Origin of the sequence: Bifidobacterium sp. M0353, assembly GCF_016100645.1 — a bacterium.
In the GTDB taxonomy this organism is placed as follows: Bacteria; Actinomycetota; Actinomycetes; order Actinomycetales; family Bifidobacteriaceae; genus Bombiscardovia; species Bombiscardovia choladohabitans.
Genome location: NZ_JACFSB010000002.1, coordinates 400,431 through 425,231, shown reverse-complemented (window position 1 = coordinate 425,231; position 24,801 = coordinate 400,431). Strand labels below are relative to the sequence as shown.

At 56.2% G+C, this 24,801-nt stretch carries 16 protein-coding genes and 1 tRNA gene; 7 read left to right on the top strand and 10 right to left on the bottom strand.

All coding sequences use genetic code 11. The features are described 5' to 3' along the window. Positions 1-234 precede the first annotated feature (234 nt). Positions 235-645 (bottom strand): hypothetical protein, encoded by a 411-nt coding sequence (locus H3V04_RS07275; protein WP_198187794.1) that lies wholly within the window; start codon positions 643-645, stop codon positions 235-237. A gap of 201 nt (positions 646-846) precedes the next feature. Between H3V04_RS07275 and H3V04_RS07270 the strand changes: the two genes are divergently transcribed. Beyond that, a tRNA-Lys gene (locus H3V04_RS07270) sits at positions 847-919 on the top strand. Positions 920-1,172: 253 nt separating this feature from the next. Here H3V04_RS07270 and H3V04_RS07265 read toward each other — a convergent pair. Further along, positions 1,173-1,517 carry a helix-turn-helix domain-containing protein gene (locus tag H3V04_RS07265; protein ID WP_198187792.1) on the bottom strand — a complete coding sequence of 115 codons (345 nt, stop codon included), beginning with the start codon at positions 1,515-1,517 and terminating at the stop codon, positions 1,173-1,175. Positions 1,518-1,608: 91 nt separating this feature from the next. Between H3V04_RS07265 and H3V04_RS07260 the strand changes: the two genes are divergently transcribed. Further along, positions 1,609-2,856 carry an AIPR family protein gene (locus H3V04_RS07260; RefSeq protein WP_198187790.1) on the top strand — a complete coding sequence of 416 codons (1,248 nt, stop codon included), beginning with the start codon at positions 1,609-1,611 and terminating at the stop codon, positions 2,854-2,856. Positions 2,857-3,834: 978 nt separating this feature from the next. Here H3V04_RS07260 and H3V04_RS07255 read toward each other — a convergent pair. The 8 genes from H3V04_RS07255 to H3V04_RS07220 all read right to left on the bottom strand — a co-directional run bounded on the left by H3V04_RS07255 (position 3,835) and on the right by H3V04_RS07220 (position 18,927). Continuing rightward, on the bottom strand, positions 3,835-6,144 hold the full coding sequence (locus H3V04_RS07255; RefSeq protein WP_198187789.1) for a P-loop NTPase fold protein: 2,310 nt from the start codon (positions 6,142-6,144) through the stop codon (positions 3,835-3,837). A gap of 411 nt (positions 6,145-6,555) precedes the next feature. Next, a complete protein-coding gene (locus H3V04_RS07250) occupies positions 6,556-10,371 on the bottom strand; it encodes an AAA domain-containing protein (protein ID WP_198187787.1) in 3,816 nt (1,271 codons plus the stop codon). A 121-nt stretch (positions 10,372-10,492) separates the two neighbouring features. Then, positions 10,493-13,573 (bottom strand): cation-translocating P-type ATPase, encoded by a 3,081-nt coding sequence (locus tag H3V04_RS07245; protein ID WP_198188025.1) that lies wholly within the window; start codon positions 13,571-13,573, stop codon positions 10,493-10,495. Positions 13,574-14,211: 638 nt separating this feature from the next. After that, complete coding sequence (locus tag H3V04_RS07240) at positions 14,212-15,720, bottom strand: sensor histidine kinase KdpD (RefSeq protein WP_198187786.1); 1,509 nt, start codon at positions 15,718-15,720, stop codon at positions 14,212-14,214. Continuing rightward, a complete protein-coding gene (locus tag H3V04_RS07235) occupies positions 15,708-16,439 on the bottom strand; it encodes a response regulator transcription factor (RefSeq protein WP_198187784.1) in 732 nt (243 codons plus the stop codon). The genes H3V04_RS07240 and H3V04_RS07235 overlap by 13 nt, the downstream gene beginning before the upstream one ends. A 133-nt stretch (positions 16,440-16,572) precedes the next feature. Beyond that, entirely contained in the window at positions 16,573-17,397 is an 825-nt protein-coding gene (locus tag H3V04_RS07230) for an ABC transporter permease (protein WP_198187782.1), read from the bottom strand. Position 17,398: 1 nt separating this feature from the next. Further along, complete coding sequence (locus tag H3V04_RS07225) at positions 17,399-18,235, bottom strand: hypothetical protein (protein ID WP_198187780.1); 837 nt, start codon at positions 18,233-18,235, stop codon at positions 17,399-17,401. After that, complete coding sequence (locus H3V04_RS07220; RefSeq protein ID WP_198187778.1) at positions 18,232-18,927, bottom strand: lantibiotic protection ABC transporter ATP-binding protein; 696 nt, start codon at positions 18,925-18,927, stop codon at positions 18,232-18,234. The genes H3V04_RS07225 and H3V04_RS07220 overlap by 4 nt, the downstream gene beginning before the upstream one ends. A 428-nt stretch (positions 18,928-19,355) precedes the next feature. Between H3V04_RS07220 and H3V04_RS07215 the strand changes: the two genes are divergently transcribed. From H3V04_RS07215 to H3V04_RS07195, 5 genes are all read left to right on the top strand, one after another. Beyond that, positions 19,356-20,426 (top strand): iron-siderophore ABC transporter substrate-binding protein, encoded by a 1,071-nt coding sequence (locus H3V04_RS07215; RefSeq protein ID WP_198187776.1) that lies wholly within the window; start codon positions 19,356-19,358, stop codon positions 20,424-20,426. 115 nt (positions 20,427-20,541) lie between these two features. Then, entirely contained in the window at positions 20,542-21,522 is a 981-nt protein-coding gene (locus H3V04_RS07210) for an iron ABC transporter permease (protein ID WP_232342621.1), read from the top strand. A 2-nt stretch (positions 21,523-21,524) separates the two neighbouring features. Further along, positions 21,525-22,583 carry an iron chelate uptake ABC transporter family permease subunit gene (locus tag H3V04_RS07205; protein ID WP_052323185.1) on the top strand — a complete coding sequence of 353 codons (1,059 nt, stop codon included), beginning with the start codon at positions 21,525-21,527 and terminating at the stop codon, positions 22,581-22,583. A gap of 5 nt (positions 22,584-22,588) precedes the next feature. Continuing rightward, positions 22,589-23,470, top strand: coding sequence for an ABC transporter ATP-binding protein (locus tag H3V04_RS07200; RefSeq protein ID WP_198187772.1), 882 nt, complete (start codon positions 22,589-22,591; stop codon positions 23,468-23,470). 170 nt (positions 23,471-23,640) lie between these two features. Then, complete coding sequence (locus H3V04_RS07195) at positions 23,641-24,612, top strand: siderophore-interacting protein (protein WP_198187771.1); 972 nt, start codon at positions 23,641-23,643, stop codon at positions 24,610-24,612. Positions 24,613-24,801: the final 189 nt, after the last annotated feature.

The following is a 24,801-nucleotide window of genomic DNA, read 5'->3' as shown; positions in this document are numbered from 1 at the left end:
CACTGACCCTCCCAGGCCCGACGGGTATCGTTGACCAAGACCAAGGCCAGCTGGTCGGTGATGACAGGCATGCCAACCCAACTGTACTCAGCCCGGTAGGCCTTTGAGACCTCGGACTGAATGGAGACTAGGCGAAGAGCGAAGAAATCGCGCGAGGGCGAAGCAGAGGGGCCTGCGATGCCCGTTATAGTCCACCGCCGCCCAGGAGATCACCCGCCATTCGTCACTGAGCTGTCAGACCAGGGTGCCGGCATTCAACGGCTCCAGCGAGCGCATGTACTCCACCCCGAATCGGATGACCTGTGCCGGTTGTAGCTGACAGTCCCAGCGCCAGTCCTCAATGTCCTCCCGGCGGTCACTGGAAATCAGCCAGGAATGTGTCCCATCCGAACGATGACCGTTGACCACGCCGCCGTAGCTGATGTCATAGAAGTCACCCGGAGTCAGGTGGGAGCGCATGCCCCGGGAGATCTTGACGTTGCCAGCGATGGCCTTCTGATGGACCAGTATTTGGGTGCCGAAGGGGTCCAAGGGGCTGTCATGGTCCAAATCCCGTAAAGAGGAGCGAATATGGATGGGTGATGCGTAAGCGTGGTGCCTGTCTTTCTTGTCTCTTGTCTCGCGCTCCGTCGGCAGAGGCTTCACTCTTTCCCCGAAATCCCGTGATGTTCATTCAACGCGGTGTACTCCTGCACGACATTAGCAAAGGGACGGGCCGAACATCAGACAGCGACGAGTCTGGCAATCGGAAGGGTCGGCCGGCGGTACCCGGCCCTATGTGGCCATCCAGTGGACAGGCCGCCGCGATGTGCCGTCGGCCAAGTATGAGGTATACTGTGCCATGTTGCCCCTCTGGCTCAATGGTTAGAGCAGCGTCCTTTTAAGTCGTGGGTTGTGGGTTCGAGTCCCACGGGGGGCACTTTGGATTAGTTATTCAATAATGTAGAAACATATGCAAATGACTACTCGCATAAAAGCTATCATTAATTATTTATTACCTGCAGGCAATACAATTGAGCCCACCGCAGGTCCGTATTTCAATTCGGCCAATACAGGCCATATTCAATACGTGTTAAGACAACACCTCCTATCATCAACGCAGTAATTCCGGGGAGTAATGGGTACATATATTAAGACCGCCGCAGACTTTGTAGGGTAAAATGCCCGTCTAGCTACTCTACCCACTGCCTACTCAATGGTTTGCGCTCATCATCGTTAAGAAAAGCCTGAGATATTTTGATAAACAGTTCCGTAGTATCTGTCTGTAGAGCGATCGACAGATTATAGAGAGTCCTGAGCGAAGGCATGTTCAATCCATTCTCGATATTCGCCAGTGATTTCTCCGTGATCCAATCAGCTGGCAACCCGAGATCTGAGCCAGCATCAATAAAGCCCTCCCGGGTAGGTGGATTTACATCAGTCAAACTCTTCCTAAGCTGTTTGATTATTTCACCGATCCTGACCATGACCGGCCTATCAATGGAATTGCGGGCATTATTACGATTTCTTACTGTCATAACTCTATTATAGAGGAACCATGGTACAAAAACACCACCATAGTTCTTATTGCTTTTTAAGCTTCTTAATGCTTTTATTAAATTGTCTTCGATGAACGAAGACGAAGCAACCAGTCAAACAGGCCGGCTCATGAGAACAAAGGAGCATATAATGAAAATGACATTCCCCATTAAGGCATTACGGGCCGTCAAATCGCCGTCAGACCCCACTGTTACAACATATTTTGCTTGGACAAACATGAGGGACCTCCCTGCAGACATGCCCACCAAGGTTAATCCACGCGAAGTGAATATGCGCACTACAACGGCGAAAAAGCTGCTGGAAGCTGTCTCAGGGACTGATCCGTACTTCGATATCCACAACCGTGGAATGGTCCTGTTGGCCAATGAAGTCAAATTCGATGCCTCGAATTCCCTCATCACCATTGATTTCGACCACGATGAGGATAGATACGGCGTCCTTGACGGCGGCCACACCTATGAGGCCATCAAAGAAAGGAGGGATCAGATTCCCGAAGATATAGATAAGTACGTCAAACTCGAAATCTTCGTCGGAGCCGACCTAGATGTCGCAGCACTCTCGGATGCTCGAAACACCTCTGTGCAGGTCAGCGATATCGCGCTGTTCAACCTCGAAGACCGATTCGACTTCATCAAGGAAGGAATAGCCAACGAGCCGTATGGGCAGGACATCGCATACAAGGACAATGAGGACAAGCGGATCCCGATTGCTGACCTGCTTAGGCTGATGTACGCGTTCAACATCTCTCGTTTCCCAGACGATACTTCTGTGCCTGTAGCTGCATACTCGGGCAAAGCCAACGTTTTCAAGGACTATAAGAACGAATGGGACAAACACTCTTCCGGCAACCAACCCACCGCGGACAACATTTACCGCAGGCTGCTGCCTCTTGTTCCAAGCCTCGTGAATCTGTACGAGACCATCGAGCTGGAAATGGCAGAAAAGTACAGAGACTATAAGAAAATGAATGGTTCAGGAGCCAAATTCGGCAGCATTCGTGGCATCGAAAACACCAATAAGGACCGTACTGAATTTTTGCAACGGAAGAAAGACTACAACATCTCTTCCGGATTCATCATGCCGATCTACGGTGCATTCCGCGCTCTTCTCCACACCAAGGGCAACGGAGATCTCGATTGGGAATTCGACCCAATCCAAATCTGGCAGGCTATAGGTGTCACACTTGTCCAGACAGTCTTTGACACGGACACTAACCCCCAGTCCGTAGGCAAATCCAAAACTCTTTGGCAAGCAACCTACCGCATCGTAGAAAACGAAAAGAATAGGCGTCTCATTGCCAAGCTGTCACAGAAGTAACTTAACTCATGGGTATCTCACCTGTCTATACATGTCAGGTGAGATACTCATATTCAGCCTTAGTATGTAGCGCCAAAGCTGGGTACTCGCTGCGCGCTCCTTCTGCTCCCGATTGAAAAAATCCAATTGCAACACATAGGCTATATACCCTCTATATGCTAGATCTGCAACAGACTTTCAGATACCTATTTGTACTAATCACTGCATACTTTGCAGGACATACACACTATTATGCGCCTTTAAAGCGCATATCAGCTTTTCAGAGTTTTTGGTTATCAAATCAGACAAATCTTCGAACGACTAACAGGACATATCTGTGAACTATGTTCCCTCTAACATTTCATAGATATACCAGCAGAAACCAGAGCAAACCTCATTAAAGCCATCACCAGCTACTAGTCTAAGTCCACCAAGACCTTCCCTGTCCTGCGATCCTTGATGCCTGCCCCCACAGCCGGGTAGTTTGGGCCTTTACGTACTTTCTTCGCCTTAGGCCCAAGCGACAACCTCCGATCCCGAATGATCTAACCATAAACGTCTTGAAGGCTGTGGTCATACCTAGACCAAGGGCATTAGCGATACGGCCCAACTGTTATTAACCTGCATTTGACGCCAGTATCATTAACTGAGCTATTTTCGCCTGAAACCACCTAACCTCTAGAAGGCAACCAGCAATGAACATAGCGGACGCGTTACGATAGTGGCAAATTACAGCACAGTATCATTTCGCTACTCCGCACTTGATCAAACAACTAACTTCCAGACACACTGAATAAACACTGTTCTGATAGTTAACCTCCCTGACTGTCTCTTTTAGCCCATTGTTTTCTCCACCGGTTAGCATAAGCTGTTTCACCTGCTTCATAGAAAAAGGTGGCAACACTAACCCAACCTTCTGACGCGCTGCCATGCAAGCTGGAGTCAAGGGAGCCCTCGCGCGCGATGCCTTAGCAAGATTTCCACGTTACCCGGAATCATTTAAGATAAAGGATGATCGAAACCAGAATCGCTATGTCGTTCATGTTTCCAATTTTCAACAAGAAAATCCACTTCCCCATTGTTTACGAATTTAGCATGATTGTTGCTTTTGTATGCCACATCATACGCGGCAAGAAGTTTGATATCTTCTATGGAATTAGGATCGTTATCCCATAACTTTAGAGACGTCTGGATTCTTTCACAGGTAATGAAGCGTTTCAACAGCGGTGCATCCACAATGAATCCACCCCCCTGTTCTTGAATCAGCGCATAAAGCGCATAATCAACAAACTTGGTATCGTCCACTAGATCTTGAAAAGCGCTAAATGCCCTGTACCTATCATCGGTCTTAGTAAATATAAGAGGGATTGCTGAGGCATACCACTGCAGAAGCCTTCCGCTCAGAGGCGTCTGTGGATGCCTGCAATTTGTACATTTGAGCTTTTTACACAACGACATGAGACCCCGTTCCAATCCACTATCCTCAATATCCTCAGAATCTTGGCAGAATGGTAGGCTGTCGAACATTGCCACATTGTTCATGAGGCCAATGGTAGGTTTGGATTCCACTTGTTCTTGTGTATCTTTTTCTGGACTTTTTGCTCTATGGATTGCGCGACGGATCTCATAGGCCATGCAAGCGGCAACGATCATCGACACTGGAGAATTCGAGTCTGCAATCGCCTGCACAATGGCTTCGCTTCGTTCTCCGGTATAGTCTTTCTTCATGATGGCTGTTGCCACATCGTGGGATATGCAACTTGGATAAACAACGCGGTGCCTCGCTTCCAGTTCCAGGCAGAAACCGACAACTAACGCGCATCTACCTGCATCCGCCACGCTTAGGTATTTCGCCGGCTTGTCACTAAATCCCTTGCTGGAGACAATGAGCCAATGCTCATCATCCAGGTCTTCTTCACCCAGTGAGTCATCGACCAATAACTTCCTATACTCTGCTTCATGAATGAGATTATTTCCTATAGAAAGCCGGAAGTAAGTATTGAAATGCTCCGGACGGTGTATAGCTCGCCCCACCTCATCCGGGCGCGTATATAAACTGTCCACGCAATAGGCGACAAAAGGGAACAGGGACTCAACAGCACGCAAATCCCTGTCTTTAGCGTCAGTGCCATATGTTGGCAGAGTCGACAAATGTGCTTTGACCTCAACTTTGTGATCTAACATTAAACGTCCTGTGATGGGTAAGTCGGAATCACAAAGATAGTCTTTGCTCGCCATGATCCAACGGTGCAGATCGGGATTAAACACCTCCAGACTGGTAATGCCAAGCAGATCCATCGGCTCCACATCATCTCTCAGTACCTGATAGCACAGCATGAACTCATTTATCAGACGGTTGGCGTCCCTCATGGTGCGGACGAACGGCTTTACACAAGCGTCATAGATAGGCAGCGAGCTGTCACCGAACTGAGCATTTTGGACTTTCTCGTAGATTTGTTCGGCTCTCTTCTCGCCGATGATGCCTGTCAATCCATCTTCCAATCGGTCGTATACAACCTCCTGGGGAAGCTCCGGCATTCCAATTGGGACCTGGATTATTTTCTTCAGGTATTCGTCGCCCTTGCCATGGCAGCTCTTATCCAGCGACTTGGTAACGGAATCCCTGTCATACAGTAACACATACGTCATATAGGGCAGATCGCCTACAGCCTTGACAGCTCGCATCACATCCGTGACCTCGTCATCCATCAGACGGTCCAGATCATCAATAAACACGACAATTCTAGTCGCTGATTCTTCCAGTTTTTCCTTCAGATCCTTTCGTCGTTCCGAAAGTCTATCGATGTCTTGATTGTCAGGCTCCAAGGCTTCCCCAAGGTTCCCGAACGCTTTAGCAATCATCTGCACTTGAGCAGGAGCTAAACCAGAAATAGGTGCCGCTTTATTTGCCGCACGCTTGAGAACATTCGCAATGTTATGCCTCGCGGTGCCCAACTTCCCTAACAACGTCAGGGAAATCTGATTGAACAACAGAGTCACCAGGCGACCGCTACCTGAGTATATCCAAGGCTCAAATTCTACAACTATGACCTTTTCTTCTTGCTTTTTCCCTTTTCCTTTTTTAGAAGAAGTCGAGGCAAGCTGCTCAACAAGCATGTTCTTCAACGAAGTTTTGCCTGACCCCCACGGTCCCTGAATGCCGACAACAAGAGATTCCGACCCCGGGAACCGGCTCAAACTTAATGCAAGGTTCCGTACGTACGTGCTACGATTATACTTATCGTCTGCAGCAGACCCGATAGGCTCATCCTGAAGAAACGAGAGATACAGATCTGAATGTTGACTCATATTCCCAGATTAATACAAACAGGAAATCCCATTGTTAATGCAATTCAGAATGTTACTGACTCAAAGAAGCAACTTTTAGACTTCCATTGAAACGGCAGAGCCTATCTGACTATTGTTTAGGCTGTACTTCCCAGAACTAAAGAAATCGCTGCCGATAAGACACCATTGGGCTGCGTCGCTGTATTAAAATCGAGCAACTAATCACAGATATAAATATTCATTGAATCAGTTATGAGATACAGATAGATGCCCTTGATAATTAATCCATAAACCATCACAAGGTAACTCCTTCTCTATTCTCAAGACGAGTCTCTTTTCAGCACCATTTGAGCATCAAAATGACAGACAGGTATCCGCCCTACAATTAAGAGGGAGTGCCTCACGATTAAGTACAACTGAATCCCATATCGCTCAAACTTCCGCATTAGCCTCCACCGGTAGGCTCTTGGCGATCCTGAACGTATAGGTTCCATTCTTCCAATCAGCGAGATTGCCGACCACGTAGACACGGCGCTTGGCTCGCGACACGGCGACGTTGAGCAGATTGGGCGACCCATTAACCCATGAACGAGAGCCTTCTCCACGCCTACCAGCTCTGCTGCCAAGAACGATGAAGACCACATCGGCTTCCCGCCCCTGGGAGGTGTGTACGGTTCCGGCCTGACTTGATGCCAGCCGGTTCGCTTCGCTGCTGCTGCAACCAGTGCATTGCCGCAAGGCATCCGCGAAGGCGTCACGCACCTGGTTGGCCACAGCCCTGAACGGAGCGATGACCAGAATATTGGTGGGGTCAATCCCTCCCTTGAAGAGCCCGCACAGACGCTTGTGGAGTTCATAGCCCTCCTGCGGCCTCCATTGCGTTCTCCCGGTTTCGCCGGAATTCGGCGGCACATCGTACCAACAGGAAACCGGCAGCTCATCTCCCGCATGAGGACCGGATAGATAGGCACAGGGCTGATGCTCCGGCCCTACACGCACCATCCTGCCGGAGTAGGCCATATCGTTGCATATGGAAAACATGGGTTCATCACAGCGCCGATGGACCACCAGAGGCATCCCCAGCCAGTGGTCATCCGTCTCGTCCAGCAGACCGCAAGGCGTCTGGTAATCAACCAAAGCCTGCATGTTTTCGGATTCCAGTCCCAGGCGCTGGAGGTGATGGGTGCTCGCCAGGAGTTCACGCATCGGCTTGGGCATGGTATCCACAGGCTGGAGCTGCATAGGGTCTCCAACTGCAACCCCATGCTTCACACGCTGCAACAGACCAGTAGCAGCCTGGGGCAGGGCCTGTCCGGCCTCATCCACAATCGCCCAGCCGAGCGCCTCCTTGCCTATCCCAGAAAACATTCTGGATATTGAAGCAAAGGACGAGGATACGACTGGAATTACCAGGAAGAAGGTCTGCCAAGCCACCAGCCTCTCGTCATCCGTAAAGCCATTCGACTGCATCACAGCGCAAGCCAGGGAAAGATTGCACATGAACTGGTGGGCATCATCCATAACGGCCTGCTGATGAAGAGCCAACGCCTTGATGTAGACCTCCGTCCGCGCCTTGCTCCATTCCCGGTCCATCCACGCAACATGATCATCGCCAATGTCGGGCATGGGCCACTGAATCTGTTCGGCTTCAGCAATTTGCTGTTCAAGAGCAGTAAGTTGCCTGGTCAAGGTCGCAATCTGTTTTTGGCATTCCCCTAACTTCTGATCACCGACTTCCAACCCTCCATAGAAGGACTGCAACCGCTGATGGACCGTGCTGGCCTGCTCATCGAAATGCTGCTTTGCACGACGTGCCTGCTCCAGATCAGTACGTACCTTAAGCTCGTCCTGCTGCCTTTCGCGGCTGTGGAAAAACGACCTTAGTGGATGCGCCTTCCAGTAAGACAAGTGAACCTGACAAATGCTATCAGCCTGTTCCCAAGCAGCTTGCGCATTATTGGCAGCCTGGCCAGCATCCGACATCTGCCGTTCCATCGATTGAACCTGTCCGACATACCTTGAGCGGCTTGCTTTCATGCCATGAAGTTGTTCATTGAGGGTTTTCAGCTCGGCTGACAGATCGGATCGCTGATTGCACAGGTCTGAATAAGAACGCAAAAGTTTATACTGGGCAATTTTCCTGGCGCGAATGCTCTCTTCCTTCTCCAGAGCAGCATTAAAGTCGTTCCTGGCCTTTGTCCAATTGGTCCTACTGGCCCTTTCATCTGGCCTATATCTCAATGATTTATAGATAAACTCATTTTTGAAGGGCCACAGGAATCGGTTTTTATTGCTCATATTCCCCAAGACCGCCGATATAAGAGCCCAAGCGGATGAGGCATTTGAAGAACCGCTCTCATTATCCTGGCTCCTGCGATCGGTAATTTGCCCGGCAAAGTCTCGAAAAGCGAATCCACAGGGAACCTGTTTGAATTCACTGTCAATATAGGTTTCCCACTCGGCGTCTATAGCATCGGCACTGGGCAGATCCTGGCTGACGTTTTCAACAGCCTTGTTGTTGCTGGAAGCAACGACAATCTCAAAGCCGGTCACCGACGGATCAAGCGTCCAGTAGACGTAGTCCTTGCCCTCTTCCGAAGTTGCTCTGGCCAGCCTCCGGGATGTGAAAATATCCTGAGGACGGGAGAATCCTGCCAACCGACGAGCCCTGGCCACAATAATCTCGGCTACCACATCCTTGAGCAGGGTGGTCTTGCCTGTTCCAGGAGGGCCATTGACACCTAGAAGCGATGAGCTGCCATATCCCTCCAGGGCCGCCCGTATTTGATTGATCGCCAGTTGCTGACCTGTTGACTGGAATTGATTGGAAGCACTCGGCCATCGCCCGAACGGCATGCTGGCAGGTTCCGTAAAATCGCCGACCAGGTGCCCTTCAGGGTCCTTCTGCAGATCGAACCGTCGAGGATGACCAGTCGACAGATACCGTCTGACCGGCTCAGAAAATATGTCAGGTCCATTTTGGTAAAGGCCCTCAAGATCTTCTAGGAAGAAGGAATCCATCATTTCGCCATTCAATGATTCTGAGCTGGCTTCCAGATGGCAATTGACATAATCCCTGATCAGTGGTGAGCCGTCAGCGCGAGCGAAAAGAGGAGATCTACTCACCGCGCGGTCATCCAGTCCCATCCGATCCGCTACATGTTCAATGAGGCTTTCGATCTCATATCTGCCGACCGGATCTGCTCCGTCTTCAGAGTCTTCCCCAGCCAGACGATTGAATTCGGATTTGAGTTTCCTTTCCGTCTCGTCAAATACTTCGATATGCGGCCACCCAGCCGGGCAATCAGGCCAGCCTTCATGATTGAACAGGCAGGAAACCGCCTTGGCATATTGAGAGAGCGTCAACGATCTTGGGGCCAGACAGCCATCATCCCCTACGCAGAACTCCATAAGGGAAGCCACGGTAGAAGGACCGCCGGCGCGCCTGTTCTGCCGATGCGCTAACTCCTGCAACACCTCGTCCTGAGCAGTCTCCTCGGCTGGCGAGAGCTCTCGAACAAGCTTGGCGGCCTTCAACAGCGCATTCGTGACTACACGCTGGGAGAGCCCGACTGCTATTCGAAAACGTTCATGCCTAAGCCATCGATTTTGTCGTCCCACCGCTTCTTGCTGCTCCGAATCCTCGTCAGGTTTCACTGCCTGATGGACGGGGCGACGTGCGAATCGACGGTCATAGTCCTTGCGATAAACGGCACAGGCTGAGCCAGGTCGATTGGCCTTTGCTGACAGCTTTTCCACCACCTGCAGCAGGCGCGAAACCATGGAATCCGTCAGCTCAGTACCTGCCGGCAGAGGGCCGGGCTGCTTAGCCACCTCTAGCCATAACCGGTTCGTCTCCCCAAGCAGACCGGTTATAGTCCGTTCGTCGAGTCCTGATCTGACCGCCTGCGCCCGCAGCCAATTCTCGGTATCCTCCGCAAACGAGAAAGGTTTGGTCAGCCGAGCGTACATGTCTGTCTGCAGCCGGTATATTTTCCTGCTCTGCAGGTCGTTATAGAGGTTTGTATACGAACGACGCTCATTATCAACCGGCCCGATGAGAAGATCAGCATGAATGCCATCCCATGGAAGTCGCTCCTGCTCAGAAACGCTTACCCTGTGGTCGTCGTTGCGGGAGGAGGATAAAGCAATGAGCTGGTCATCCCTCCAATTTTGTGGCGAGAACAGTTCAACCGCGCACCAATATGACAAAACATCCATTGCATGCTGTTGCTCATCGTTCCCCATATTTGCCAGTATGCGGATAAGCGGGGACAGGTGCAGGAACAGGTTCGAGCCACGGATGAGGCCATAGGAGACAATCCCGATGCGGCATTGTCCAGTCCAATCACCGCATCGGAATAAGCATTCATGCCCGTATCCGTCTGACCGCCCAGTTGAGTAGTTTTCGCAGCTCCGAAGCGATCAGGACCAGGGAAGCCAGCGCGATGCACTCCAGCCAGGCCTGGGGCTGGAGGGGGACGGTGCCGAAGGCCTCGCCCAGGAAGGGCACATAGATCACCAGAAGCTGGAGCAGTATGGAGATTCCTATGGCACCCCAGAGCCAGAGGTTGCTGAAGAGCCCCTGGAAGGCCGACTTGCGGGAGGAGCGGGAGGCCAGCGCGTTGAAGAGCTGGGCGAAGACCAGGATGGTGAAGCCCATGGTCCGCGCCTCCCTGATCTGCGCCTCGTGACCGATCGCCTGGACGGACCTGTCGGTGAAGAGGCCGCCGCTCAGATGCATGTCCATGCCGATCAGGGTGACCAAGGCCATGATCAGGCCTATGTAGATGATGTCAACCCACATGTCCCGGTCGATCACCCGGTCGTTGACGGAACGGGGCGGGCGATCCATCAGATCGTCGGTCTGCGGGTCCACACCCATGGCCAGCGCGGGGGCCGCATCGGTCAGGAGGTTGATCCAGAGCAGCTGGGTGGCCAGTAGCGGCACGGTGACGCCTGCCATGCCGGGTTGCGATATGCCCAGAAGCCCCGCGAAGACCACGCCGCCGAAGACCGTGAAGACCTCGCCCATGTTGGAGCTGAGCAGGTAGCGCAGGAACTTGCGGATGTTGTCGAATATGCCCCGGCCCTCCCGCACGGCTCGGACGATGGTGGCGAAATTGTCGTCCGCCAGGATCATCTTGGCCGATTCCTTGGTGACCTCGGTTCCGGTGATGCCCATGGCCACGCCGATGTCCGCGGTCTTGACAGCAGGGGCATCATTGACGCCGTCGCCGGTCATGGCCACAACATTTCCCTGGTCCTGAAGCGATTCAACGATCTTCAGTTTGTGCTCCGGAGCCACACGGGCGTAGACGGAGACCTTGGAGGTGGTCTCCCGAAGCTGATCCGAGTCCATGGCATCCAGCTGCTCACCGGTACAGGCGGGCTGGCCGGGCTTGATGATGCCCAGGTCCCCTGCAATTCTGGCCGCAGTGAGCGGATGGTCGCCAGTGATCATGATCGTTCTGATACCGGCCTTGTGGGCCTGATCCACTGCATGACGGACCTCGGTGCGGGGCGGATCAATGATTCCGACCATGCCCGTCCAGATCAGATTGCTCTCCAGTTGAGTGCTTTCCTGAATCACCTTGTCGGCAGACAGACGGACCGCCGGGGCATGCTGAGATATCTGAGACAACTGGTCCACCTGGTCTGTCCCAATAGTCCTTGACGGCTCCTCCCCCTCGTCGGCTTCGGTCAGCGATGACAATTCGTGGTCGGATATAGGACGGAACGCCTGTCCCAGAGTCCTGTAGGCATCCGCCGAGAGACTGCTGACCTGGGCAAGTATCCTTTCCCGATCGGCACTAGTCATAAGCCTGGCCTGGCAGCCATCGAGAATCCGGTCGCATCGGCCAAGCAACACGTCAGGAGCGCCCTTGCAGAAGAGGCGCGATTGCCCTTCGTCGCCGTCATTTGAGACAGCCAGGACCGACATGAGTTTGCGCTCGGACGTAAAGGGAATCTCGGCCAGACGACGGTAGCCATCAGCCTTGGCATCGGCACCGACTTTGCGAGCGGCAACAATCAGCGAGACCTCGGTGGGATCACCGACGATCTGCCAGTGACCCTGTCCCGATCCAGACTGGGACTGGGAACCCGGTTCGGCCTGGTCCACCTGCCAGTGAAGGTCTCCGTCGTTGGCGATGGCCCCAACCATCAGGGTCTTTTCAACCGCCTCAGCCAATGACGAGCCGATGGCGTCCGTCAGCTGTTGGTCATCTGACCCACTGGCCTCGACCGGCTGCATGGCTCCCTCAGGAGCGTACCCGGTGCCAGTGAGTCGGACCTGTCCCGAGGGGACAATCACCCGCTCAACGGTCATCTCATTGCGAGTCAGCGTTCCCGTCTTGTCGGAGCAGATGACCGATGCCGACCCCAGCGTCTCAACTGAGCTGAGCTTCTTGACAATGGCGTGATGCTTGGCCATACGCTGCACGCCCAGGGCAAGGACCACGGTCAGGATGGCCGTCAGCCCCTCCGGTACGGCGGCCACGGCCAGGGAGACGGCCATGAGCAGGGAGTCAATCAGGTCCTGGGTTGTCTGGAAGCCTTCCATAAGAGCCAGAGCAGCCAGAACCAGGACGGCTATCAGACAAACGGCCAAACCAAGGAGCTTGGAGACCCTAGCCATCTCCTTCTGCAGGGGCGTAGGCTCCTCCTGGGTATCAGCCAGCATGCCGGCGATTTTCCCGACCTGAGTATCCATTCCGGTGGAGGTGACGATCATGCGACCGGTGCCCTGGGTCACCGCAGTGCCATTGAAGACCATGTTGGTCCTGTCGCCCAGAGCCTTGGGCTGGTCAAGCCGACTGGGCCGTTTGCCCACCGGCAATGATTCGCCAGTCAGCGATGCCTCAGCCACACGCAGGCCCGCAGCCTGGAACAGTCTTCCATCGGCGCCGACCGAATCGCCCTCGGCTAGAACCACTACGTCACCGGGGACGATTCTGCTGGTCTCCAGGCTGACCACCCGACCGTCGCGCAGAACCGAGGCACGCGGTGCAGTCATACTCGCCAGGGCGTCAACCGCCCGCTCGGCCTTGGCTTCCTGGGCATATCCCAGAGCGGCGTTAAGGATGAGGATGGTTATGATGACGATGGCGTCGAAAGGCAGGGGTTCGCCACCTCCCGATGCCGGGTGCGAGCGCTCCACCACCCATGCCACCAGCGAAATGGCTGTGGCTACCAAGAGCAGATAGACCAGGGGATCCTTGAATTGTTGGAGGAACTTCCTCCACGCGGGAACGGGAGGCGCCCCAGCAAGCTCGTTGGGGCCGAGTAGTTTCAGTCGACGAGCTGCTTCGGCCTCGGCCAGACCCTGGTTGGGATCCACGTTCAGGGCAAAGGCAACCTTATCGACATCTACTGTAGAAGGGTCCTTGAGGACGGGGTCATTCGCAGCAAGCCTCTGCTCAGAGTCCTGCCCTGCAGCCGGAATCATGCCCGTATCTGTTGATTGTTCATGCTTGGAGTCGCTGGTCAACCCAGTCATGCCACTCTCCTGCTTATGCCACGGAGTAGTCAACGCTTCGGGGGCCTGTTGAAAGAAATCGGAGGCGGCCAGGCCAAAACGCTGCGTGGATGTTTACCAAGTTGGATTCATAATATACATAAACATAGCCGACATCGTCAAGGACTTTGTTCTAGGGCGAACCAGCAAGACTTTCCAGCAAGATTTTTTCATAGCGATGGGCATGAGCTGCTGTAGCGACTCCCGATATTTGTCGACACAATCTACTCTTGACAGCTCAATTCGAGGAAACTCCGCTCCCACAGTTGATGGACGCGGCGATCCGTCCTTAAATTGGTCTACTCTTCCTCTAACCTAGTAACCTACGTGCATTAAGCCTCTCAACCTGATTCTTGACAGAATCTTCTGCAAGCTAGACCTGGTAGGCAAGGTCACAGAGCAATACTAAATAATGACAAACTTTAGTAATCCATTGCTAAAATGATTACTAAAAAATTGATATATTTTATAAATATTGGCCCACGATTAGCACTTTCCCTGATTTTTAGCACTGTGCAGTTCTTGGTCGGACACGGAGTTTGCCGTGACTGACATCAACTCCGCTGAATTCACTGCACTGGCAAAGATACAGTGACTACTGCGCCATCGCCATCGGCTGCATTGACCAGAGTCAGACGACCTCCTGCACTCTCGACAGTTGACCGAGCCGCAGCCAGGCCTATGCCATGGTGACCGCCAGAACCGTGCCGACTGCTATCGGCCTGATAGAGCCATTCCGTGGCATGAGCCAGAGCCCGGCTGCTGAATCCTGGACCCTGGTCACGCACGGTCACCACCAAGGCACGGCCGCCCTCTTGGCTATCCTCCAGCTCCCAGGTCAGCGTCACCAGACCATGGTCCGGCGAGTAGTCAGCCGCATTGGCGACGATATTCATGATCGCCCTGGCAAGGTCAGCGGCATTACCGGAAACCTGACCTACATCGGAACCCAGACGGTCATCCTTCTCGAGCCGAAGACCCCGGGCATTCAGGTAGCCCTGGGCCTGGCTGTCGACCATATCCCTCAAGGCAACCGTCGTGACCCCGGATCCTCCTTCTGCAGCGCCTACGGAACCCTGGCTGATGGCCTGGGCATAGTCGGCCATCTCACGAATGGCATCCTCGATGGAATCCAGGTAGGACTGCTGCTCCTGGCTTAGTCTGGTCTCCCCCAGCAGGTCCGCGTTGCCTCGCATGATGGTCAGTGGCGTCTTCAGGTCGTGTGCCAGGGCCGCCACCTGCCGACGCTGGGACTCCTGGGCCGCCCAGGTCTTCTCCAGAGATTCCTTCAGCGTCACGCGCATCCTGTCGAAGGACCCCAACACACGGTTGATCTCCAGGACATTGCTGCGAGGCAGTGAGGCGTCCAAATCCTGATGCCCTATATCGTCAGCCACCTGGTTGAAGACCTTGAGCTTGGACGATATTACATGGGCCGCCCGCAACCCGACCAACAAGAGGGTGAGCAGCAAAGCGATTCCGTAAGACGCGAGCAGAAGGCTCTGGGGATTGGGATGGCTGTCCCGGGTCTGCCTCGATGCCCACTGCGGCTGAACCCGATAGGCCAGGACGCATGGCCGTCCATCAGCCGTGGCATAGACGGCATAGGTCGCATCCGACTTCGCACGAGTGACGAGAGGCCGTCCCGCCTTCTTTATCTGCTCTTCCGATGGCTTAGATGCTCTGTGCGCTCGATGGTCAGCTGCCAGCTGATCGGCCTCGCTGGCCATGCCGCCCTTCATATCTCCCCCAGTGGGATGCCCCTGATGGTCATAGGTCCGATACCAGTAGGCAGCGGGAATCACAGATTCGTCAACAGTGGTCGAATGGCTGATGGAGCGCCCAACCTCCTCCAGATGCTGTTCGCCATAGTCGGCCCAGAAGAAGTCACCCCTGGCCCCCAGGTTTATCCAGACCATATACATGCCGGCAAACAGCAGAGCCAAAATCAGCAGCACGTAGAGAAAGTACCTGATGATCAGCAAAACGATGGGCATTCCCTTACGCCTTAGCCGGCCCCTGCCGTCGGGGCTCTGCTCGCTCGGCGTCTCGGGCACGCCGTCGGTCAGGCCACCCATTGGTAACCCACCGACCAGATGGTCCTGATGGGGTCCACCCCCAGGGCCTTGAGTTTGCGCCTTGCATTGCTCAGATGCACTCTGACCGCAGCCGTGGCATCGCTGTCCGTATCATCGGCGGCCGGATCATCCTCTGCAGCCAGGCAGGCCTCCCATATCTGCATGGGCGCGTAGGCCCGACCGGGATGCTCTGCCAGCAGGGCGCATATGCGGTATTCCGCATCCGTCAGATTGGCGTTGCGCCCGTCCACCCTGATCTGCCGCGCCTGAAGGTCCATGTCCAAGGGGCCGAAATGCAGGAGGGGACGCCCACGCCGACTGCCCTGAGATAGTCTCGCTCTGACCTTGGCTCGGAGTTCGGCAATACCGAAAGGCTTGCGTATATAGTCGTCGGCCCCCAGACCATAGGCCAGGACCGCACTGTCCTCGTCGGTCTTGGCCGTCAGGAAGATGATCGGACAAGACACCCGTTCCCTGATGGAGGTCAAGAGGGCGAAACCGTCCATGTGGGGCATCATGACATCGCACAGGATCAGGTCGACCGAGGACAGGTCCATGCTTACGACTTTCCGCGACTCGTTGACCACAGTCACGGCATAGCCATCCTTGGACAGGGCAGCCATCAGCAGGGTGGTAATCCTTGGATCGTCGTCCACCACCAGGATGGAAGCCCGATGCCGATTGTCCCCGGGGGAACCTTCGGCGTGCACGTCAGACACGATTGGCTCCTTTTCTGCGCTTGCCGATTCGGCCCAGCCACGTTTGAGAATGAACGCCTTGTGGACCGGAATTCTTGCAAGCCTAATTTCTTGCAGGACGGATTCTTGCTAACCGGGCGCCCTGCGGCCCAGTCTAATCGCTGACCTTGCGCCGATCCTCGAACCTGCCGATCCAGAGCAGGAGGGCAAGGCCCAAGGTCAGGGTGAAGACCAGGCAGGGAACCAGATTGTCGAGAGCCGTCACGCCGATTGCAGCACGTAGACCCTCCCCTCCCGGCATGGTCAAGGCCAGGGCCTGTTCGATTCCCAGGGAGCCGAACCTGGTAGGCCAGGTGAAGGGTATCCACCGGCTGATCCCAGGAGTGCTGGTGGCGCCGGACAGGGTACCGCCGTACAGGCCATTGAAGAGGCCGCCGAGGGAACTGATGGATATCCCGGTGCCGAGGACCCCAATGGCGATGGCCATGTTCCGGCCGAAGCGCAGAGCCAGGGCGATGGAGAAAAGGTAGAGGCAGAGGGAGCCACCGGCCATGCCCAGGGTGGCGAGCGTGACAGCCGAGATCGACACGCCCAGTCCGCCGGCCAGAGCCATAGGCAGGCAGAAAGCCAGAGCCGCCAGAGCCAGAGCCAGCAGACCCAGAAGCCAGAGCACCAGGACCTTGGCCGCCAGACCCAGGCAGCGGCTGGGAATCCCCAAAAGGTTGGCCATATCGCCGGCCTCACGCTCAGTTTCGATGTTTATGGCAACGACGATGGAGGCCATCAGGGGCATGAAAGCGCCCAGGACCTGGAAGAAGGCGTCGGTCTCCAAACCAGGATCATAAGGGGCTGCAGCGAAGTAGGCACCGCAGACGAGTCCGGCCGCCAGCCCGCAGATGACATGGATGGCGATAAGCACAGATCCGTGCAATCGCACGATTTCCGAGGCCACGACCCGGCCGACTGTCATCCCAGTCATGTCAGTCGGTCTCCTTCCGCGAGAACCAGATTCCCGTCAGGACGGACAGGAGCAGGAACCAGACCAGACAGACCACCAAGGCCGTAAGGCTCTGCCCGCCGAAGACAGACAAGGCAGCCTTGATCGGGCTATTGTCTTCGGTCTCCAGGGGCACGCCATCAGGCATGACCTTCATGAAGGGCACCGGCAGGTTGATCATGGCGGCGGGCGGCAGGAAGGGCCATAGTCGTTGGCTTCCCCAGAAGGTGATCGAGGCCAGCAGGTCCACCATGTAAGGCAGGCCAAATCCAATCAGAACACCGAACCGGGTGGTCAGTGCCAGTCCCACCGGTATCATCCAGGAGCAGGCCAGGACCAGCATCAGGGCACTGACTACGAAGTCGACTAGGGAGGGGCCCTGAACCCCGGAGACGGCGACCATGAGTGCCGAAAGGCCCAGAGCCAGCAGGGTGGCAATGCCGATCAGAAGCAGACAATATACAATCTTGGCCCACCAGACCAGAACGGGCGCGGCGGGCAGGGCCAGAGTGGTCCTCCACCGTTGCTTTCCGTCGATGTTGGCCACGGCGACGCTTATCAGGGCAGTCATGGCCGGAAGGAGCAGGACATACCAGTAGTTGACCCAGGAGGGCATCCAGACATGCAGCCCGAACGCGAAGCAAGCCACGATGACAATGAGCACCAGGGGGAAGGCCAAGGCCATCCGCCTGGGTGCGGCCGACCGGCCTTTCATGATCTCCGCTGCCAGAACCCTGCCGAAGGGGATGCCATTGCCCCTGGTTCCGACCCTTTCAGCCGTGTCCTGCTGAATGAGTTCGTCAGTATTCCTCTTGCTCATCGCGACCTCCTGAGCACGTCCATGAACAGCCCCTCCAGGTCCTCCCCGGCATGCAGTTCATTCTCGTAGGCCAGGCGACCGTCGGCGATGATGCCGATGTGATCCGCCAGGACAGACACCTCGGAGAGAATATGGCTGGAGACGATTACACTCATCCCCTGCTGCGGGAAGCTGCGAATCATCCCCCTCAGCTCCTCGATGCCCAGCGGGTCCAGCCCGTTGGTAGGCTCGTCCAGGATCAGCAGACGAGGTTTGGTCAGGATGGCGTTGGCAATCCCCAGGCGCTGTTTCATCCCCAGGGAGAACTGCCCAGCCTTCTTGGAGCCCGTATCGCTCAGCCCGGCAATGGAGAGAGCCTGGTCGATCCGCTCATCGGGGAGGCCGAAGAGGGTTGTGCGCACCTTGAGGTTCTGACGGGCCGTCAGATTGGGGTAGACGGGCGGCTGCTCGATCAGGGCGCCGATGTCGTAGAGGTCCCGGCGCGACCAGGGATGTCCATCCAGAATCATGGATCCGCCAGTGGGGTGCAGCATTCCTGTGACCATCTTCAGGGTGGTGGATTTGCCGGCCCCGTTTGGGCCCAGGAGCCCGTAGACTCCGCCCTCGGGGACATGCAGGGACACCTGGTCGACGGCCCGCTGTCCGTGGCCGAAAACCTTGGTCAGCCCCTCGGTCCGCAATATGTAACGCATGGTCAGCTCCTATTCGTTTCAGTGTGGCAGGAGCCAGACTAAAGACCGAAAATAAAGAAAGATAAAGGGAGGAACTGGGCCCTCCTGCTGCCAAGGAAGACATCGTGAAAGGCTAAGGCCTGAGAGACCTGGAACAGTCAAAATTCTGCATTTGCCGAACCTTAATATCCGACAGGATCCGTAGAGCAAGCCGGCACAGCAAGAGACCAGCAGAGCAAGGGCTTTACTAGATAGTTTCGCCGAAGGTCATGAGAGACCAATCAGACCCAACCCTCGATTTCTCCTTGTCTTCTCCTTGTTTTCGTAGTGTGCCGTCTAACACATGCAACCGAGGAAATCAACTCTTTTCTTCCCGTCGCGCCGATGCTAAATCTGGTACCTGGCTCTGGTGCACCATGCCAATTCGACAGCACGATCAAAGGAACCACATGCACATTCGACCATTCCTTTCCCTCACTCGATTCAAGCGCATTATCGCAGTCATCCTGGTGCTGGCAAGCGCCCTCTTCTTCCTTGGCGCTTGCGGATCGGGCTCGCAGGCAGACCAGTCCAGCCAGTCAAAGGCTTCGGACGGGCAAGGGTCCTTCCCGGTCAAGATCGATCACGTCTACGGCACCACCTCCATACCCTCCAAGCCCAAGCGCATCGCCACCGTCGGATGGGCCTCCCCTGACAACCTCCTGGCTCTGGGAGTCGTGCCGGTCAGCATCCAGAAGAATGCCTTCGGCAAGACCGTCGATGGCGGATACCTGACCTGGACCAAGGATGCCCTGGATACCATGCATGTGGATAAGTCAGACATGCCCAAGCTGCATGACGAATCCGACGGCATCGATGTCGAGGCCATCGCCGCATCCAAGCCCGATCTGATCATCGGCCTGCTCTCCGGTATGACCAAGAAGCAGTACGACACCTTGAGCAAGATTGCGCCGACAATCGCCTATCAAGAGGTGGCCTGGGGCGACCCCTGGCGCAAGGTCATCACGGCCACAGCCCAGGCCATCGGAGAACCCGAAAAGGGCAAGCAGCTGATAGCCGACCTGGAGGAGCGCATAGCAAAGGCCGCCGAGGCCCACCCGGCCATCAAGGGGAAGACCGGGGCGGTCATGTACTTTGATGCCTCCAAGCTCTCCAAATTCAGCGTCTACACCACCGCCGACGCCCGGCCACAATTCCTGAACGACCTCGGTCTGGAGACTCCGGAGTCCATCAAGGAGGACTCCAAGAGCACCAAGAACTTCTACAAGGAGATCTCCTCCGAGCATGCCGACAGGTACAAGGACGTCGACATCATCGTCACCTACGGCACCCCCGACTTGCTTGAAGCGATGCGCAAGGACCCCCTCCTCTCCAAGATTCCCGCAGTTGAGCGCGGGTCCGTCGTGGTCATCGACAATGACAGCGAGATGGCCAATGCCCTCGACCCCTCGGCCCTGTCCATCCAGAAGACGACCGACACTTACGCCAGGCTTCTGGGCGAGGCTGCCGCCAAGGCCTGATTCAGGCCACAGATGAGGGGATGAAAAAGAGATATGGGGTGTCGATATGCAGTCGGGAATGACACCGCGCCCTGATACCCAACAGGTCGTCATGCATCGCAAGGGAATCGGACCCATGGTCTTGTCAGGGCTGATTCTGGCGGTCTGCCTGGTCATGGTCTGCGCCCTGTCCCTGGTTTTCGGATCCCGTTCCGTCAGCCCTTCCGACATCCACAACGCCCTGTCCGCCTCCTCGGATGACATTGCGGTCTCGGCCATCCGCCTGAGAATTCCCCGCACCGTCCTCGGCCTCCTGGTCGGTGCCGGGCTCGGGGTGGCTGGGACCCTGATGCAGGGCATATCACGCAATCCACTGGCGGACCCGTCGATTCTGGGTTTCAATACGGGGGCGGCCCTGGCGATCGTCTGCTCCATAGCCTTCTTCTCCCTATCGACCCCGGCCCAGTATGTCTGGGTGGGACTGCTGGGCAGTGCGACGACCGCACTGGTCGTCTGGGCCATAGGCTCCCTGGGGCCATCCGGTCCATCTCCGCTACGGCTGACCCTGGCCGGTGTCGTGATCAGTTCGGTACTGGGGTCTCTTACCTCCGCCATCCTTCTGCCGCGCGTCAATGTCATCAGCTCTTATCGCTTCTGGCAGGTGGGCGGAATCTCCGGCGCCCGGTTCGACCTCATGATGCCGGTCCTGCCTCTTCTTGCTCTCGGACTGATACTCGCCTTCTGCCTGACGCCCGGAATCAACGCCTTGGCCCTGGGGGACCAGATGGCTGAGGGACTGGGCATGCATGTCGGACGTGTCCGCAGCCTGGCCTGGCTTGCGGCAATACTCCTCTGCGCCTCCTGTACGGCACTGGCGGGTCCGATTGGCTTCGTCGGATTGGTGGTCCCCCATGTGGCACGACTGCTCATAGGACCCGACTACAGGCGAATCATGGCCCTGAGCATCCTCATCGGCCCCCTCCTGGTGGTTGGCGCCGACGTGGTGGGCAGGATAATCACCCGTCCATCCGATGTGGAGGTCGGCATCGTCACGGCACTGATTGGGGCTCCCATATTCGTAATTCTGGCCGGGCGCAGAAGAGCCGCGGAGGTATAGGCATGGATGCTTGTCTCCTGCATGATTCGGGTAAACCCGATGCCATGACCGACCTGCAACGGATACGACGGGCCCATGCCATTCGTTCGCTGATAGTCACCATCCTGCTTGTGATACTCCTGATCGCTCTCGCATTGGCCGATCTGGCCCTGGGACACCGCGTCTACTCCATGAGCGACCTGCTTGGAGCGGTTTGGGGGCAGTCAGACGAAGGAACCAGGTTCGTCATTCTCCAACTGCGCATGCCCCGGACACTGATTGGTTGTGTCGCCGGTATCGCGTTCGGCATGGCCGGGATCGGCTTCCAACACCTCCTGCGCAACATGATGGCCAGCCCGGACATCATCGGCATCACCGCCGGAGCCAACACGGCCGCCATCTTCGGCATTGTCGTATTCGGCCTGTCGGGTATGCCCCTGGCCAGTCTGGCAGTCATGGGTGGTCTCCTGACAGCCCTCCTGGTCATGGCCCTCGCCTGGCGCGGTTCGTTCGACCCGACCCGGCTGATACTGATCGGAATCGGAGTGGCCGCAGGGTTCAATGCTCTGGGTTCCTGGCTGATGGTTCGCAGCAACCAATGGGACATCCAGGCAGCAACCCGATGGTTGACGGGCAGCCTGGCCGATGCCCAGTGGTCCGATCTACCCATACTGGCAACAACAACCCTGGTCGGCGCCATGCTCTTGTTGGCACTCGACAGGAATGTCAGCACCCTGCAGCTGGGACCGGAGATGGCCGCCGGACTGGGAGTCAGGGTAAGCCGTGTCCAGTTCGAGGTGATTATCGTGGGTGTGCTGCTCCTGGCTGTCGCAACGGCGACCACCGGTCCCATCTCCTTTGTTTCGTTCCTCTCTGGCCCCATCGCCGCAGTCCTGGTTGGTCGGGGAGCATCAGCCCTTATCCAGTCGGGTCTGGTGGGAGGTTGCCTGGTTCTTGGGTCGGACATCGTCGCCCAGCATCTGCCCTCGACCCAGGTGCCGGTCGGCATCGTCACCAGCATTGTGGGCGGACCCGTCCTCATCGCGATCATGGTCCTCATGACCCGCAGACAGGAGCTCTGAACATCATGGCATCACCCCCAGCAGGCGACTCCTGGAGCAGCTCACATAGGCTGACCGCCTCGCACCTTCGCCTCACCTATAGGGGGCGTACGGTCATCGAGGACCTGAGTCTGGATATACCCCCACACACGATGGGGTCCATCATCGGACCCAACGGGTGCGGAAAATCAACCTTCCTCAAGGCCATGGCCAGGATACTGAAACCAGCCTCGGGGACCGTCATGCTGGACGGAGAGCCCATCACCAGCATGCCCACCCGCAAGGTTGCAACGATTCTGGGGCTGCTGCCGCAGAACCCGTCAGCACCCGCAGGCATCACCATCGCCGATCTGGTCGCTCGCGGCCGATACCCCCACCACCACTTCATCGAACGGTGGACGACCAAGGATGAAAAGGCGGTGGAACGGGCCCTTGCCCTGACCGGACTGACCGACATGGCGGGGTGTCCAATCGACCGCTTGTCCGGAGGCCAACGCCAGCGCGCCTGGATCGCCTTGACCCTGGCCCAGCAGACCGACATACTCCTGCTTGACGAGCCGACCACTTACCTGGACATCGCCTACCAGCTTGAGGTACTTGACCTGCTGAGCACCCTGAACAGGCAGGAGGGCGTCACGGTGGTCATGGTTCTCCACGACCTGAACATGGCCGCCAGATATTCGGATTGGATTCTGGCCATCAAGGATGGCAGGAGGGCCGCTTTGGGCGCTCCCGACGAGGTCATGACCGAGAATCTGGTCAGAGAGGTATTCGACATCGCATCCACCGTGGTGACCGATGGGACCACCGGCGCCCCTTTAATGACCCCGGCGCCCCTCCATAGTCTCGAAGCACACTCTAGCGGGGCTCGTAATGTACACGTACACTGGGATGACTCGGCAGGATGACACCAAACAACCTAATGATGTAAAACCTCTCGTCCTGCTCCCCACATCGCTTACCCCGACGTCCTGAACCGCGAGGTCTCAAGCCACAAAGTCACAAACTGCCACAACCTGAACGACGACAACCCGACACCAAGATCGACCCATAAACCTCAACAGAAAGAGAGCCCGCCATGGAACACCAAGCCAACAATCATCCTGTACCCTTGATCCCCTTCCGTGTCTCCGTAGCCAGAGCGGAAACGCTCTCGCCCCACTTCAAGCGGATCGTCTTCCAGGGACCGGATCTGAAGATTTTTGCAGACGCAGGGTATGATGAGCGAATCAAAATCCTTTTGCCCCTTCCCGACGGATCCGTGCCGCCCCCTTCCTTCTTTGAGGCGACCCCTGAGGATCCGCTCGCCTGGTATCAAAAGTGGAGGACCCTGCCCGCAGAGAGTCGCAATCCCATGCGCACCTATACGGTTCGCAAGGTCAGGCCCGAGAGCGAGCAAATAGATGTGGACTTCGTCATCCACGATCATGCCGGACCTGCTGGAGCCTTTGCAGAGGCTGCAAAACCTGGCGACCAGGCCATCATTATCGGTCCTAATGCGCAGGCCGGAGGACCGGTCGCTGGGATGGACTTTCACCCGGGTCAGTCCAGACATCTTCTCCTGGTGGGCGATGAGACAGCGGTGCCAGCCATCGCCGCCATAATGGACAGTCTGATCCGCGACCACTGGCAGGGCGACGGGGTGGCATTGATTGAAGTACCTATCGAAGAGGATCGTCTTCCACTGCCCGAACTCGAAGGAATCCGCGTCATCTGGACGACCTGCGACGAATCCGGACATGGGCGCGCCCTCATCGAAGCCATGCGTAACCTGTTGGAGGACCTGCCGATCCATTCGCCTACGGCCGCAGCCGCTGAATCTTCCAAGGAATTCTCAGAGATTGATATCGACAAAGAACTGCTCTGGGAGACTGCCGATGCCGCCCAAGCCGATGCCTCCATTCGTGCCGACGACCTGTACGCCTGGATCGCCGGAGAGGCAGCCACCGTCCGCGAGCTGAGGCGCATGTTGGTCAGAGACCGAGGAATGGACCGGCGTAGCGTCTCTTTCATGGGATATTGGCGTCAGGGACGCAGTGAGATGTCCTGACCCTCCGACCCAGTGAGCGGGCGACCTGCCATGTGCGGACAACCCACTCCAGTCTTTCTTGACCTACGAATCAGAGAGTGATCACACGAACCCTTCTGACTATGTGAATATCAGACCATGGGTTGCCGAGTTGAACCTCGCCACAGCATCTTGCAGGACCGCAGAACCGATAGGGAGAAACTACAGGCC